At 68.9% G+C, this 13,497-nt stretch carries 15 protein-coding genes; 4 read left to right on the forward strand and 11 right to left on the reverse strand.

The features are described from left to right. Positions 1 to 96: 96 nt before the first annotated feature. The 4 genes from mmsB to SSPN_RS0114405 form a co-directional block, all read right to left on the reverse strand. A complete protein-coding gene (mmsB, locus tag SSPN_RS0114390) occupies positions 97 to 987 on the reverse strand; it encodes a 3-hydroxyisobutyrate dehydrogenase (RefSeq protein ID WP_010695718.1) in 891 nt (296 codons plus the stop codon). Between the two features lie 48 nt (positions 988 to 1,035). Continuing rightward, a complete protein-coding gene (locus tag SSPN_RS0114395) occupies positions 1,036 to 2,070 on the reverse strand; it encodes an enoyl-CoA hydratase/isomerase family protein (protein WP_010695719.1) in 1,035 nt (344 codons plus the stop codon). Between the two features lie 44 nt (positions 2,071 to 2,114). Beyond that, complete coding sequence (locus tag SSPN_RS0114400; protein ID WP_044573993.1) at positions 2,115 to 3,284, reverse strand: isobutyryl-CoA dehydrogenase; 1,170 nt, start codon at positions 3,282 to 3,284, stop codon at positions 2,115 to 2,117. A gap of 97 nt (positions 3,285 to 3,381) precedes the next feature. Further along, a complete protein-coding gene (locus SSPN_RS0114405; RefSeq protein WP_010695721.1) occupies positions 3,382 to 4,881 on the reverse strand; it encodes a CoA-acylating methylmalonate-semialdehyde dehydrogenase in 1,500 nt (499 codons plus the stop codon). Between the two features lie 405 nt (positions 4,882 to 5,286). Between SSPN_RS0114405 and SSPN_RS0114410 the strand changes: the two genes are divergently transcribed. Further along, entirely contained in the window at positions 5,287 to 5,640 is a 354-nt protein-coding gene (locus SSPN_RS0114410; protein ID WP_010695722.1) for a PNPOx family protein, read from the forward strand. A gap of 218 nt (positions 5,641 to 5,858) precedes the next feature. Here the strand turns inward: SSPN_RS0114410 and SSPN_RS0114420 are convergent, their stop codons facing one another. Then, positions 5,859 to 6,296, reverse strand: a complete 438-nt coding sequence (locus tag SSPN_RS0114420) for an NUDIX hydrolase (protein WP_010695723.1) — start codon at positions 6,294 to 6,296, stop codon at positions 5,859 to 5,861. Positions 6,297 to 6,357: 61 nt separating this feature from the next. Beyond that, positions 6,358 to 6,645: an ArsR/SmtB family transcription factor gene (locus SSPN_RS0114425; protein WP_010695724.1), complete on the reverse strand. Its 288-nt coding sequence runs from the start codon at positions 6,643 to 6,645 to the stop codon at positions 6,358 to 6,360. 78 nt (positions 6,646 to 6,723) lie between these two features. Here SSPN_RS0114425 and SSPN_RS43810 point away from each other — a divergent pair, with 78 nt between their 5' ends. After that, positions 6,724 to 7,158, forward strand: coding sequence for a VOC family protein (locus SSPN_RS43810; RefSeq protein WP_010695725.1), 435 nt, complete (start codon positions 6,724 to 6,726; stop codon positions 7,156 to 7,158). 243 nt (positions 7,159 to 7,401) lie between these two features. After that, positions 7,402 to 8,406, forward strand: a complete 1,005-nt coding sequence (locus tag SSPN_RS0114440) for a methyltransferase (RefSeq protein ID WP_029535332.1) — start codon at positions 7,402 to 7,404, stop codon at positions 8,404 to 8,406. Between the two features lie 138 nt (positions 8,407 to 8,544). On the opposite strand, the gene SSPN_RS59715 is transcribed toward SSPN_RS0114440, so the two are convergent. The 3 genes from SSPN_RS59715 to SSPN_RS0114450 form a co-directional block, all read right to left on the reverse strand. Next, entirely contained in the window at positions 8,545 to 8,949 is a 405-nt protein-coding gene (locus tag SSPN_RS59715) for an MOSC domain-containing protein (protein WP_272941763.1), read from the reverse strand. A 12-nt stretch (positions 8,950 to 8,961) separates the two neighbouring features. Then, positions 8,962 to 9,384 (reverse strand): MOSC domain-containing protein, encoded by a 423-nt coding sequence (locus SSPN_RS59720; protein ID WP_237710545.1) that lies wholly within the window; start codon positions 9,382 to 9,384, stop codon positions 8,962 to 8,964. Positions 9,385 to 9,463: 79 nt separating this feature from the next. Continuing rightward, positions 9,464 to 10,510, reverse strand: a complete 1,047-nt coding sequence (locus SSPN_RS0114450; RefSeq protein ID WP_010695727.1) for an NAD(P)H-dependent flavin oxidoreductase — start codon at positions 10,508 to 10,510, stop codon at positions 9,464 to 9,466. Between the two features lie 177 nt (positions 10,511 to 10,687). Between SSPN_RS0114450 and SSPN_RS48870 the strand changes: the two genes are divergently transcribed. Next, positions 10,688 to 11,317 (forward strand): GNAT family N-acetyltransferase, encoded by a 630-nt coding sequence (locus SSPN_RS48870; protein ID WP_010695729.1) that lies wholly within the window; start codon positions 10,688 to 10,690, stop codon positions 11,315 to 11,317. A gap of 9 nt (positions 11,318 to 11,326) precedes the next feature. Here the strand turns inward: SSPN_RS48870 and SSPN_RS0114460 are convergent, their stop codons facing one another. Beyond that, positions 11,327 to 11,887 (reverse strand): Uma2 family endonuclease, encoded by a 561-nt coding sequence (locus SSPN_RS0114460; RefSeq protein WP_029535333.1) that lies wholly within the window; start codon positions 11,885 to 11,887, stop codon positions 11,327 to 11,329. 264 nt (positions 11,888 to 12,151) lie between these two features. After that, complete coding sequence (aceA, locus tag SSPN_RS0114465; RefSeq protein ID WP_010695733.1) at positions 12,152 to 13,465, reverse strand: isocitrate lyase; 1,314 nt, start codon at positions 13,463 to 13,465, stop codon at positions 12,152 to 12,154. Positions 13,466 to 13,497 lie beyond the last annotated feature (32 nt).

Below are 13,497 nucleotides of genomic sequence, written 5' to 3' on the forward strand. Positions count from 1 at the left end.
CCCATGTGAACCTGTCGCCGCACGACAGCACGATCTCGCGAGGAATCGACCGCCACCTGGGGGAAACGTGATTCCTCGCGAAACCGACATCTCCGGTCAGCGCTGCTCGGAGTGCTCCCGGACGGACTTGATGATCGCGCCGAAGTCGAGGCTGCCGCCGCCCTCGTCGTTGAACCGCTGGTAGAGCTCGGTGGCCAGGCGGCCAATCGCGGCGTCCGTGCCGCTCTGCTCCGCCGCCGAGGTCGCCAGTTTGAGGTCCTTGAGCATCAGCGCCGCGGCGAAGCCGGGCTCGTAGTCGTGGTTGGCCCGGCTGGTCTCCACCAGGTCCGGCACCGGGCAGTTGGTGGTCAGCGCCCAGCACTGCCCGGTCGAGATCGACGCCACGTCGTAGAGCGCCTGGTGCGACAGCCCCAGCCGCTCCCCCAGCACGAACGCCTCGCTCACCGCGACCATGGACGCGCCGAGGATGAGGTTGTTGCACATCTTGGTGACCTGGCCGTTGCCGGGACCACCGCAGTGGATCACTTTGCGCGCCATCGGTTCCAGCAGGGACTCGGCACGGTGGAAGTCCTCCTCCGACCCGCCCACCATGAACGTCAGGGTGCCCGCCTCGGCGCCGGCGGTGCCGCCGGAGACCGGGGCGTCGATCGAGCCGAACCCGGCCTCGGCGGCGCGCTCGTGCGCCCGGCGGGCATCCGCGACGTCCACCGTGGACGAGTCGATGAGCAGGGTGCCGGGCTTCGCCGCGGCCAGCACCTCGTCGTAGCAAGCCAGCACGTGCTTGCCGCTGGGCAGCATCGTAATCACCGCATCGACGCCGGCGACGGCATCGGCGACCGACGCCACGGTGGTCACGCCATGCCGGTCGGCGGCCTCCAGCGCCGCCGGCACCAGGTCGAAGCCCTGCACCGCGTGACCGGCCTTGACGAGGTTCGCCGACATCGGGCCGCCCATGTGGCCCAGCCCGATGAATCCGATGACAGCCATTGTCATTTCCCCTTCTGCGCTGGAACTTCCGTCAAGACCGAAGCGGCGTCAGCCGAGCAGTTTCGGCTCGTCCGCGACCGGCTCGAAGAACTTCTCCACCCGCGATTCGTCCACATCGGACAGCTGCGCCGGGGACCACTGCGGGTTGCGGTCCTTGTCCACCAGCGTCGCGCGCACACCCTCGACGAAGTCGCCGATCCGCACGCACGCCATCGCCAGCCGGAACTCCTGGACGAGGGCCTCCTCCAGCGAGCCGTAGTCGCTGCGCAAGGCCTTCAGGGTGACCTTGAGGGAGGTCGGCGACTTGTGCTCGATCGCCTCGGCGGTCTCGCGGGCGGCTTCTTCCGGCCGCTCGCGCAGGCGCCGCAGGACCTCCTCCACGCTGTCCGCCGAGTACGCCGCGTCGATCCACTCCCGCTGCGCGGCCAGCGGCGCCTCGGGGGCGGGCTCGGAGAACTTCTGCAGCACCTCGTCCACCTCGCCGCCGGCCAGGTCCTCGACTAGCCCCGGCAGGTTCGCGCTGTTGACGTAGTAGTCGGCCACCCCGCAGTAGATCGCGTCGGCGCCGCCGATCGGTGCGCCGGTCAGCGCCAGGTGGGTGCCGAGCTCGCCGGGGGCACGGGAGAGCAGGTAGGTGCCGCCGACGTCGGGGATGAAACCGATGCCGACCTCGGGCATGCCGACCTTGGAGCGCTCGGTGACCACCCGGTGCGAGCCGTGCGCGGAGATGCCCACGCCGCCGCCCATGCAGATGCCGTCCATGATCCCGACGACCGGCTTCGGGTAGCCCGCGAGCGCCGAGTTGAGCTGGTACTCCTCGGTCCAGAACGCGGCGGGCAGCGACTCGTCACCGGCCTTCGCCGCGTCGTGCAGCGCGCGGACGTCGCCTCCCGCGCACAGCCCGCGCTCGCCCGCCCCATCGATCAGGATCGCCCGGATGTGCTCGGCGGTGCGCCACTGCTCCACCGCCTCCGCCATCGCCCGCACCATCCCCAGCGTCAAGGAGTTGAGCGCCTTGGGGCGATTGAGCGTGATCCGTCCGAGCGATCCCTGTTCCCGAACCAGGATCTCGGGCTCCGTCATGATGCGACTCCAAGTTCTCGCGCTGCCCACCCGGGCCGGCGGCGTCAGGCCGCCAGCAGGCCCCGGGAGATGATCAGCCGCATGATTTCGTTGGTGCCTTCCAGGATCTGATGCACCCGCAGGTCGCGGACGATCTTCTCCAAGCCGTACTCGGCAAGGTAGCCGTATCCACCGTGGATCTGAAGTGCCTCGTTAGCCACCGCGAATCCCGCGTCGGTGGCCAGCCGCTTGGCCATCGCGCACAACCGGGTGGCACCGGGGTCCTTGACGTCGAGCGCCCACGCCGCCCGCCACAGCAGCAGCCGGGCGGCCTCCAGATCGGTCGCCATGTCGGCGAGCTTGAACTGCAGCACCTGGAATTCGCTGAGCTTGGCACCGAAGGCGCTGCGTTCCCGCACGTAGGCGAGGCTCTTGTCGAGCGCGGCCTGCGCGCCGCCCAGCGAGCATGCGGCGATGCTCAGGCGGCCGCCGTCGAGGCCGGTCATGGCGATCCGGAAGCCGATGCCCTCCTCGCCGAGCCGCTGGTTGGCGGGCACCCGGACGCCGTCGAAGATCACCTGCCGGGTCGGCTGGGCGTTCCAGCCCATCTTCTTCTCGTTGGCCCCGAAGGACAGCCCTTCGGCGTCGCCTTCGACGATGAAGGTGGAGATGCCCTTCGCACCCGGCTCACCGGTGCGGGCCATCACCACGTATACGTCCGAGCTGCCAGCGCCGGAGATGAACTGCTTGACGCCGGTGAGCAGGTAGTCGTCCCCGTCGCGGACCGCGCGGGTCTGCAGCGCAGCCGCGTCCGAGCCCGCGCCGGGCTCCGTGAGGCAGTAACTGGCCAGCTGCTCCATCAAGCACAGCCGGGGCAGCCAGCGCGCGCGCTGCTCGGCGGTGCCGAAGCGGTCGATCATGCCCGCGCACATGTTGTGAATGGAGATGTAGGCGGCGATCGACGGGTCGCCGGTAGCCAGCGCCTCGAAGATCAGCACCGACTCGAACCGGCTCAGCCCGCTGCCGCCGACCGACTCGTCGACGTAGACCCCGCCGATGCCGAGCCCCCCGGCGGCGCGCAACGCCTCCACCGGGAAATGCTTGGCCTGGTCCCACTCGATGGCGTGCGGCGCGAGTTGTTCGGCGGCGAATTCCCGCGCGGTCTGCTGGATCGCGCGCTGGTCCTCGGTGAGCTCGAATGGCGACACCGGACCGGCGACGGCTGCAACGGACACGTCCGCTCCCTTCCCCTCGGCGGTTTCGCACGAAACCGCCACCTTCAATGGGGTGCGGCGGCGATTTCGCGCGAAATCGCCGCCGCACCCACCCGGTTCAGTGCATCGTCGGAATGGTGAAGCTGGCGCCTTCCTTGAGGCCGGAGGGCCAGCGCGAGGTGACCGTCTTGGTCTTGGTGTAGAAGCGGATCGAGTCCGGCCCGTGCTGGTTGAGGTCGCCGAATCCGGACCGCTTCCAGCCGCCGAAGGTGTGGTAGGCGATCGGCACCGGGATCGGCACGTTGACGCCGATCATGCCGGTGTTGACGCGCGAAACGAACTCGCGGGCCGCGTCGCCGTCGCGAGTGAAGATCGCCACGCCGTTGCCGTACTCGTTCTCGCTGGGCAGCCGGACCGCGTCGTCGTAGTCGGCTGCGCGGACCACGGACAGCACCGGCCCGAAGATCTCCTCCTGGTAGATCCGCATGTCCGGGGTGACATGGTCGAACAGCGAGGCTCCCAAGAAGAACCCGTCCTCGTGCCCGGCCAGCCTGAAGTCCCGTCCGTCGACCAGCAGTTCGGCGCCCTCCTCGACGCCCACGCCGATCAGGTCGCGGACCCGCTGCCAGGCTTGCTTGGTCACCAGCGGGCCGAAGTCGGCGGACTCGTCGAAGCTGGTCCCGATCTTGAGCTGGTGCACCCGCTCGATGAGCTTCTCGACCAGCGCGTTCGCGGTGGCCTCGCCGACCGGCACCGCCACCGAGATCGCCATGCAGCGCTCCCCGGCGGAACCGTAGCCGGCGCCGATCAGCGCGTCGGTGGCCTGGTCGAGGTCGGCGTCGGGCATCACGATTAGGTGATTCTTGGCGCCACCGAAGCACTGCGCGCGCTTCCCGTGGGCCGCGGCCGTCGAGTAGATGTACTCCGCGATCGCCGACGAACCGACGAACCCGACGGCTTCGATACGCGGCTCGGTCAGGATCGCGTCCACCGCGGTCTTGTCGCCGTTGACCACGTTGAAGATCCCCGGCGGCAGCCCGGCCTCGATGAACAGCTCGGCCAGCCGCAGCGGCACCGAGGGGTCGCGTTCGGAGGGCTTGAGCACGAAGGCGTTGCCGCAGGCGATGGCCGGCGCCGCCTTCCACAGCGGAATCATCGCCGGGAAGTTGAACGGGGTGATGCCGGCGACCACGCCCAGCGGTTGCCGCATCGAGTACACGTCGATACCGGTGCCGACGCTCTCGCTGTACTCGCCCTTGAGCAGGTGCGGGATGCCGACGGCGAACTCGACGACCTCCAGACCTCGCTGGATGTCGCCCTTGGCGTCCGCGACGGTCTTGCCGTGCTCGGAGGCGAGCAGGCGGGCCAGCGAGTCCATCTCGTCGTTGACGAGCTGGAGGAACCGCATCAGCACCCGCGCCCGCTTCTGCGGGTTCATCGCGGCCCATGCGGGCTGCGCCTCGGCGGCGTTGTCGACCGCCGCCGCGACCTCCTCCGCCGAGGCCAGCGGCACCCTGGCCTGCACCTGCCCGGTGTTGGGATCGAACACGTCACCGAAGGAACCGGACGTTCCCGCGACGCGCTTGCCGCCGATGAAGTGCTCCAGCTCGTTGGTCATGTCGCAACGCACCTTCCGCCGAACCGGTCGGTAATTACTAGGAAACCAAACCTTTGGTACTCCAATCTTTCCCAGAAATCCGACGGATGCAACAGGGTGCTCTGCATCACACCACCGAATGGGGGGTGGTCCGCGTCTACGTGCTGCCATCCCGAGAGCCGAACGGAACCGGCGGCGACGGCTATCCAGCCGAGCCGGCAATCCGTCCACCGAGGGGCAGAGCCGGCACGCGGCGGGGCGAAGCCGCCGCTCCAGCGCAACCGGACGGAACACCCCGGTTATCGCTGTTAACGTGGCCGGCAGCGGCAATTTCCAACGACTTCCTCGACATCGAACATGACTTTCACACCGGACGGTGAGCGGGGATCACTCCTGTCGCGCCGGGCTCGTGCCGATGGAGGATGCATGCGGACCAAGCTGTGGTTTCCGACGCGAGCCGCGAACTGGATCAATGCGCGCGTGTTCGCGTTGCGAGCCTCACCCCGGTGGGGACGATGGGTCAGCCGGTACCTCACGGTCGTCACCTACACGGGACGACGCTCAGGGCGCACGTTCAGCACACCTGTCGCCTACCGCCGCACCGCCGACGTCGTCTGGATCAGCGTGAGCTTTCCCGACTCCAAGACGTGGTGGCGCAACTTCCTCGGTACGGGCGGCCCGATCTCGCTGCACCTGGACGACGCGAACCGCAGCGGACACGCAGTCGCCCACCGCGACGAACGCGGCCGAGTCGCCGTCACAGTGCGCCTCGACGACTGACACCCGGTGCCGCATTTCAACCGAACCGGCTGAATCGAAGTGGTTCGACGACATCGGGTCAGCTCCGGCGCTCCCGGTGGATCGGATCGTCGGCGTTGAAGCCACAGGGCAGGTGCCGAACACGATCCGGATCTCCGATCTCGTACGGCAGCACAACCTGGACCGCCGCCAGGCCTTCACCGATCCCGCCCCGGATCCGATCGGTCCACAGAGGACGATCAGGCTTCGAGGTACTTTTCGAGAATGTTCCGGAGGTCGGGGCCGAGCGGGATCTCGTCGACTGCAGAGACCCAGGCGAAGGCGTCGTGCTCGGTCAGCCGCACGCCTTCGGTCGTGGTGACGGTGACCGACCAGGTGTGCTGACGGTTGTACGTGCCGCTCCGGGTGGTGTAGTCGAACGCCCCGAGGTATCCGGTGATCTCGGCGATCCGGAGGTTGGTTTCCTCGACCACCTCGCGATGCAGCGCGGTGGTCAGGTCTTCACCCGGATCAACCTTGCCGCCGGGGAATTCCCATTCGCCACCACGGGAATCCGCCGCGCGGCGCCGCACCAGCAGGACCTGCCCGCCGGCATCGATGACGGCCGCGACGATCTGCTGCTGCACGCCGTCGGCAGCGTCTCGGCGGACCAGATCGGCCACTTGGGCCAGGTGCATGCGGACCGTCCTCCCGGGCTTTTAGCCACCGTACCGGGCCGCCCCGACCACTCGCACACCCCTACGAGACCGGGACCAGCGAGGTGGACATCCGCCGGACCACTTCCAGGGCTCCGGGTTCGAGCGAGTAGCAGATCTGCGTGCCGTCCCTCCGGGTTCGCACCAGCCCGACCTCGCGCAACGTCCGCAGGTGCCCGGAGATCGTCGGCTGACTCACGCCGAAGTACTCGGTGAAGTCGCAGGCGCAGATCTCACCCTCCCGGCGCAACCGGTCGAGGACGCCGAGCCGGATGGGGTGCCCCATCGCCCGGAACAGGCCAGCGGTACGCGCCAGATCATCGTTGGCCACCCGATCAGCGTATCGCTATTCTCCTATATATAGGGAATAGGAGTTTTCCTATATAAAAGGATGGCGAAGACGCCCGGTGTGCACGAGTTAGTCCTGGAGGTGGCGGACCTGGCCGCCTCGGAGCGCCTCTACACCGAAGTGCTCGGCTTCCCGGTCATCGAACGCTGGGAAGGCGAGCGCTGGCGCAACCACGAAGCGGTGTCGGTGCTGGCCAGTGGCACCAGGATCGGCCCGTGGAAGCCGGCGCTAGGCATCGCCCGCGCCCGGCGCGGCGTGCACGTCCACTACGCCCTGCCCCTGAGCGACAGCGAATACGACGCGGCCGTCGAACGGGCTCGCGCGCGACGCGCAGGTCGACGAAGTGGAGTTCGGCCCGGGCAATGCCCACTCGGCGTACGTAGCCGAACCGGACCACAACATCGTCGAGCTCTGGACCTGGGACGTGCGGCAAGGCAACCCCGGAGCGCCGAGCGCGATCAGCGAAGGCGTCTCCGGGCTCTAGCGGATCTGTGAGTCCTTCAAGCCGCCGAGGCGGCCCGGCCTTCCGTAGCGGCCCCAAGGACTCATATCGGGCCGTACATCGCGGATCGCGAACTTTCCCTTCAAGAACAACGGTTTCGAGGCAGACGAGCTGCCGTCCACCGCGTGGCGGCGGCTAGCCGTCCACAAAGCACAGCCGGCCTGGCCGGAACCGCGCCCGAGCCCGGTCCGGATCGCGGCGCGCTGAGCAGGCGTCACGGGCTTACCCTGCAACGCATGCCCCTCGAGTCACCCGACGTCTGGGCAATGGCGGACCTGGCCACGCCGTTCGCAGTTCGAACCGCGGCCACCCTCCGGGTGCCCGATGTGGTCAAGGACGGGCCGCTCCCGCTCGCCGAGATCGCGCACCTCTGCAAGGCCGAGGCGGACCCGCTCGGGCGCGTGCTGCGATTCCTGGTGCACCACGGCATGTTCACCGAACCCGAGCCGGACGTCTTCGGCCCCAACGAGGCGTCGGACGCGCTGCGCAGCGACCTCGCCGACGGCCCACAACCTTGGCTGGACCTCGACGGCGCAGTCGGCCGCGCCGACCTCGCCTTCGTCGAGCTCATCGAACAGGTCCGGGGCCACCACCCCGCCTACCCGGCCGCGTTCGGCCGGTCCTTCTGGGAAGACCTCGCGCACAACCCCCAGCTGTCGGACTCGTTCGACTCGCTGATGGAGACCAAGACGTACGGGATCGCTCCGCTGATCGCCACCGCGCACGACTGGAGCGCATACGCGCGGATCGCCGATGTCGGCGGCGGCAAGGGCGTGCTGCTCGCCGAGATCCTCCGGACGAGCCCGCAGTCGAGAGGCATCCTGGTCGACCTGATCGGCCCGGCCCGCAACGCCGCCGACTACCTGCAGGAACAGGGGGTCGCGGAACGCGCCGAGGTGGTCACCGAGAGCTTCTTCGATCCGCTGCCCGTCCAGGCCGACGCCGCGGTGATCTGCGACGTCCTCGGCGACTGGGACGACGAGGACGCCATCCGGATCCTCGAACACTGCAGGCAGGCGGTGGAGCCGGACGGGCGGGTGTTGATCATCGAACTGCTGCCCGACAAGGACCGGATCGCGCTGTTCACCGAGATGGACCTGCGGATGATGATCTACGTCGGTGGCCGGTTGCGCGATCTCGACCGCACCCAGCAGGTCGCCGCGGCGGCCGGGCTGACCGTCGAGGACTTCACCCCGCTGGACAATGGCTATGCCATCATCGAATGCCGCCCCGAACGGTAGGGCCAGCTTCGTTGCGCGAAGGGGCGGGTAGCGGGCCTCGGACACCGCCTGGGCTCCCTCGACTTGTGCATGTCCAGCTGCCCTCGCCAGACGACGTCCCCGGCGGGCCCTCCGGCGCTTCAAAGGCGGAGAACAGCCTCAACAGTGCTGCAGGTTGGCGGCAACGGACTTCCGCCATTTCTCCGGTAAGTCGTCCAGGCCACCGGCGACGTGCTCGGCCAGGTCGGCCCGGGTGTGCATCTGGAGGGCGAACACCTCGTCCACCTGCACCCCGTGCCCAGGCCGGGAGATCACCTCGACCGCATCACCTGCCGCGATCTCACCCGGCTCCTCCACCGCCAGGTACGCGCCTGTCCGCCCGCGCTCGGTGAACCGCTTGACCAGCCCCTGGACATCCCAGAACCCGGCAAACACCCGGCACGGCGTGCGCGGACCCGTCACCCGCAGCACCGCCTCACCGACCGGCCACCGCTCGCCGATCACCGCAGAACTGCTGTCGCAACCCGCCAGGGTGAGGTTCTCGCCGGCCTTGCCGGGAACCAGGTCGCGGCCAAGTTACTTCGACCAGTACGCGAGCTCCTCGCGGTCGAACGCGTAAGCAGCCTGGTACCAGGCCCCGTGGTGTTTCGTGTCGCACACGGTGTCGCCACACACCCCGACCTGCTCGAATCGCACCGGCGGCTCGGCCGGGCGCTTGTCGATGCCGCTGCGCCCGACCCGACCGGTCCAATCCCCGGTCCGCACCACCGCCAGGTTCACCGACTCGACAATCCCCATGAGCCCGAACTTACGCGGGCAGCCACCGCCGACCCGAACGAGCTGCCATCCCTGCAACCTCGACGGCAACGGCTCCCGGACGCCACCCACGCACGCTGTCACCAGCGGTCGCATACCGCCCAGCAAGCCAAGCGCCGAGCGGCGCCACCACCTACCGCCCACTGCCGCGCGGGTTTCCTCGGGGCCCTCCCCTCCCCCCACCCCACCCTTCCCATTGCTGCCGCGCGGCAGTGTCCCGTTGATCGCGTCCGGTTGTCTGCGGACGGGATCTCGGTCGTTGCTACAGCCGGGTGCTGGCCTGCTGCAGTGCTTGGCGTGCTTCTTCGGTCAGGCGACGCACCAGTTCCGCTGCCGGCAGCGGGCGCGCCTGGGCATAGGTTTGGCCTGCCCACAGCGACATCAGTTCCGGGTCGCCGGCCTTGCCCGCAGCACCACGCATCGGCTTGGTCAGGTTGTTCAGCTGCGGGTACGCCGCCGGGGCGTCACCGTTGTCGGCCAGGAACCGGTTCACCAGCCCCCGCGCCGGGCGTCCGCTGAACGCGCGCGTCAGCTCGGTTTCCCGCTGCGCCGCAGCGATTTCTGCACGCTGGGTCGGCTGCGTGCCCGCCTCGTCGCACACCAGGAACGCAGTGCCCAACTGGGCCGCCACCGCACCCGCGGACAGCACCGCCGCGACATCAGCACCGTGCACCAGACCGCCCGCCGCGATGATCGGCAGGTCGACCTCCGCCTGGACCACGCGGATCGCCGCCAGCAGGCCGAACAGCGACCCGCCGCCCGGCAGCGCCGGGTCGTCGTTGAACACCGCACGGTGCCCACCGGCCTCCATGCCCTGCACGCACAGCAGGTCCGCCCCCGCATCCGCGGCAGCACGCGCCTCCTGCCGAGTCGTGACCGTGGCGACGACCTGGGCCCCCACCTCGTGCAACCGATCCACAATGGACCGGTCCGGGAGCCCGAAGGTGAACGACACGACCGGGATCCGCTCGGCGATCACCAACTCCACCTTGGCCGGGTAGTTGTCGTCGTCCCAGCTCGGCGAGCCCGCCTCGGCCCCGTGCCGCGCGGCCGCCGCCTCGACCCGCATCCGGTAGTCGGAGAGATCGAGATCCCGCCGTTCACCCGGGACGAAGAGGTTCACGCCAAAAGGCTCCGACGTGATCGCCCGTACCCCCGCGATCTGGTTGGCCAGTGCATCCGCCGTCAGGTAGCCGGCGGCCAGGAAACCGAAGGCCCCCGCAGCGCTCACCGCCGCGGTCAGTTCCGGCGTGGAGACGCCGCCCGCCATCGGCGCCGCGATCAGCGGAATTTGTCGCTCTGCGATCATGTTTCGACGGTAGCCCCAGCCCCACCGGGGGCGCATCAGAGCATCGCGCACACCACAACCCAGGCCGGTGACCCAGCAGCTGATTCAGTTGTGCGTGATCCGGCACTCTTTCAACGGCATTCCTCCTTTCACCCAGGCATAACTGGAATTGAGGAGCTGATCGGAAAGGCAACCCCCATGCGAACCACCACGCGCGATGACCTCGTGCTCCGCGCCGCCAGCGGCGAAGACACCGCAAAACTCACCGAACTGCTCGGCGCGGCATACCGCGACGAGCCCCGGATGGCCGGGCTGCTGCCGAACCAGGCGCAGCGAGAAACCAAGCTCCGTGCACTGTTCTCCCTTCTGCTCAAGCAAGACCACCTCGACCACGGCACCGAGATCGCCGCGCTGAACGGACACCCGGCGGCTGTCGCGGTTTGGGACCGGCCGGGCAGCCGAACAGCTCCGCTCAGTCGACGCCTCGCGCACCTCCCGGCGCTGCTGTCGGTTTTCCGCTGGCGGCTTCCCGAAACCGCGCGGGCGATCGAGGCGTTCAACGCCACCGACAGCCACCGGCCGGACGAACCGCACTGGCACCTGGCCGCGATCGGCACCGCTCCGCAGGCCCGCGGCCGCGGGCTCGGCCGCGCCCTGCTGGAATCCGGGTTGGCGCGCGCCGGCGCCCACGACACCCCGATCTACCTGGAAGCCATGACGCACGTCGGGGTCGCGCGTTTCGAGCGGCTCGGATTCCGCGTGATCCACGAGTACCCGATCACCGGTGGTCTCACCGTCCACGGCATGTGGCGGCCGATCGACCGCTGACGGCCCGGGTCAGGGCCGCAACCCCGCGACCAGATCCACCGGGGCGAAGCGGAGCGGGAATGGTCGTTGCGGCTCGAACAGCTCGTCCCCGACGACCCGCGCCACCCGCTGGTACTCGCTGCCGCCGACCAGTTCCCAAGCCGTCACCGACGGCACCTCCAGATCCGGGTCGACCAGCCAGAAGTGCTGGGTGCCCAGCCTGGCGTGGGCAGCCTTCCGCAGGCTGATGTCGTTCAACCGGCTGCTCGGCGACGCCACCTCCACCGCGAGCACCGGTGCGGTCCGCAAGTTCTTCAACGTCAGGTCGTCGTAGCGCGCGACCAGGACATCAGGCCGCAACTCGGTCCACAGGTCCTGGCGCACCGCGAATGGCGCGGACAGCACCCGGTAATCGGGTGGGCTCGCCCGGTGCAGGCGGACGAACAAGGCACCGAGCGCCTCCTGGTGCGGCCAGCCCGGTGCCGGGCCCACCAGCAGCTCACCGTCGACGAGTTCGTACCGGCGGCCGTCCTCCGGAAACCCCTCCAGGTCCTGGACCGTGAACCGGCGCCCGTCAAGATCGATCGACATCACTTGCTCCCTCCACTCGCTTGCGGGCCCCGAGGTTTTCGGAGTCCCGCAAATAAAGAGGAGCGAAGGGTCCGAACAGATACAGCCGCCACCGATGATCACCGGAAAGTGGAACGAAAAAGTGGGCGGGAACCCGACGCCTGGGTTCCCGCCCACTCGCACCATCGCGATTTTCCGACACCCCGCCACAGGGCCGCTGGTGCGTCTGGGGCGTGGTCGCGCGCTACCCGCGCGCCAACCACGGATTCAGTTTGGTCCGCGAGATCAGTGGAACTGCGCCGCCTCGGTCGAACCGGCCAGCGCGGTGGTCGAGGAGTCCGGGCTCACCGCGGTGCTGATCAGGTCGAAGTAGCCGGTGCCGGCTTCGCGCTGGTGGCGGGTCGCGGTGTAGCCGCGGTCCTCCGCCGCGAACTCGCGCTCCTGGAGGTCCACGTAGGACGTCATGCCGTCCGCCGCGTAGCCCTTGGCCAGGTCGAACATGCTGTAGTTCAGCGCGTGGAAGCCGGCCAGCGTGATGAACTGGAACTTGTAGCCCATGTGGCCGAGTTCGCGCTGGAACTTGGCGATGGTGCTGTCGTCGAGGTTCTTCTTCCAGTTGAACGACGGCGAGCAGTTGTAGGCCAGCATCTGCTCCGGGAACCTGTCCTTGACTGCCTCGGCGAACCGGCGTGCGACCTCCAGGTCGGGGGTCGAGGTCTCCATCCAGATCAGGTCCGAGTGCGGCGCGTAGGCCAGGGCGCGGGTGATGCAAGGCTCGATGCCGTTGCGCACCTTGTAGAAGCCCTCCGGGGTGCGCTCACCGGTGACGTACTGCTGGTCGCGCTCGTCGATGTCGCTGGTCAGCAAAGTCGCGGCCTGCGCGTCGGTGCGGGCGACGACCAGGCTCGGGACGCCGGCGACGTCCGCGGCCAGGCGCGCGGCGTTGAGCGTCTTGACGTGCTGGCCGGTGGGGATGAGCACCTTGCCGCCGAGGTGGCCGCACTTCTTCTCGGAGGCCAGTTGGTCCTCCCAGTGCACGCCCGCGGCGCCGGCGGCGATCATGCCCTTCATGAGCTCGTAGGCGTTGAGCACGCCACCGAAACCGGCCTCGGCGTCGGCGACGATCGGCGCCAGCCAGTGGATGTCCTCGCTCTCGCCGCCGGCGCCCTGCGGGTCCAGCGCCTCGGACCAGTTGATCTGGTCGGCGCGCTTGAGTGCGTTGTTGATCCGCCGCACGACCGCCGGGACCGAGTTGGCCGGGTACAGGCTCTGGTCCGGGTAGGTCTCGCCGGCCAGGTTGGCGTCCGCGGCGACCTGCCAGCCGGACAGGTAGATGGCCTGCAGACCGGCGCGGACCTGCTGGACCGCCTGGTTGCCGGTCAGGGCGCCGAGCGAGTTGACGTAGTCGGTCTCGTGTAGCAGCTTCCACAGCCGCTCGCTGCCTTGCCGGGCGAGGGTGTGCTCTTCGCGCACGGAACCGCGGAGGCGGATGACGGTCTCGGCCGAGTGGGTTCGCTCGATGCCCTGCCAACGCGGGTTGGTGTCCCAGTCACGCTGCAACTCCTCGACGGCCTGCTTCGCCTGCTCGCGGATGCTCATGATGTTCCCCTTCCGAAATCTCCCTGCTGCCC

This window comes from Saccharopolyspora spinosa NRRL 18395, assembly GCF_000194155.1.
GTDB classification, from domain to species: Bacteria; Actinomycetota; Actinomycetes; order Mycobacteriales; family Pseudonocardiaceae; genus Saccharopolyspora; species Saccharopolyspora spinosa.

Coding starts and splice junctions, on each gene's coding strand:
- mmsB (WP_010695718.1), bottom strand. CDS start 987: ATGGCTGTCATCGGATTCATCGGGCTGGGCCACATGGGCGGCCCGATG.
- SSPN_RS0114420 (WP_010695723.1), bottom strand. CDS start 6,296: ATGCACCTGGCCCAAGTGGCCGATCTGGTCCGCCGAGACGCTGCCGAC.
- aceA (WP_010695733.1), bottom strand. CDS start 13,465: ATGAGCATCCGCGAGCAGGCGAAGCAGGCCGTCGAGGAGTTGCAGCGT.
- SSPN_RS0114450 (WP_010695727.1), bottom strand. CDS start 10,510: ATGATCGCAGAGCGACAAATTCCGCTGATCGCGGCGCCGATGGCGGGC.
- SSPN_RS48870 (WP_010695729.1), top strand. CDS start 10,688: ATGCGAACCACCACGCGCGATGACCTCGTGCTCCGCGCCGCCAGCGGC.
- SSPN_RS0114405 (WP_010695721.1), bottom strand. CDS start 4,881: ATGACCAACGAGCTGGAGCACTTCATCGGCGGCAAGCGCGTCGCGGGA.
- SSPN_RS0114440 (WP_029535332.1), top strand. CDS start 7,402: ATGCCCCTCGAGTCACCCGACGTCTGGGCAATGGCGGACCTGGCCACG.
- SSPN_RS0114460 (WP_029535333.1), bottom strand. CDS start 11,887: ATGTCGATCGATCTTGACGGGCGCCGGTTCACGGTCCAGGACCTGGAG.
- SSPN_RS0114410 (WP_010695722.1), top strand. CDS start 5,287: ATGCGGACCAAGCTGTGGTTTCCGACGCGAGCCGCGAACTGGATCAAT.
- SSPN_RS0114395 (WP_010695719.1), bottom strand. CDS start 2,070: ATGACGGAGCCCGAGATCCTGGTTCGGGAACAGGGATCGCTCGGACGG.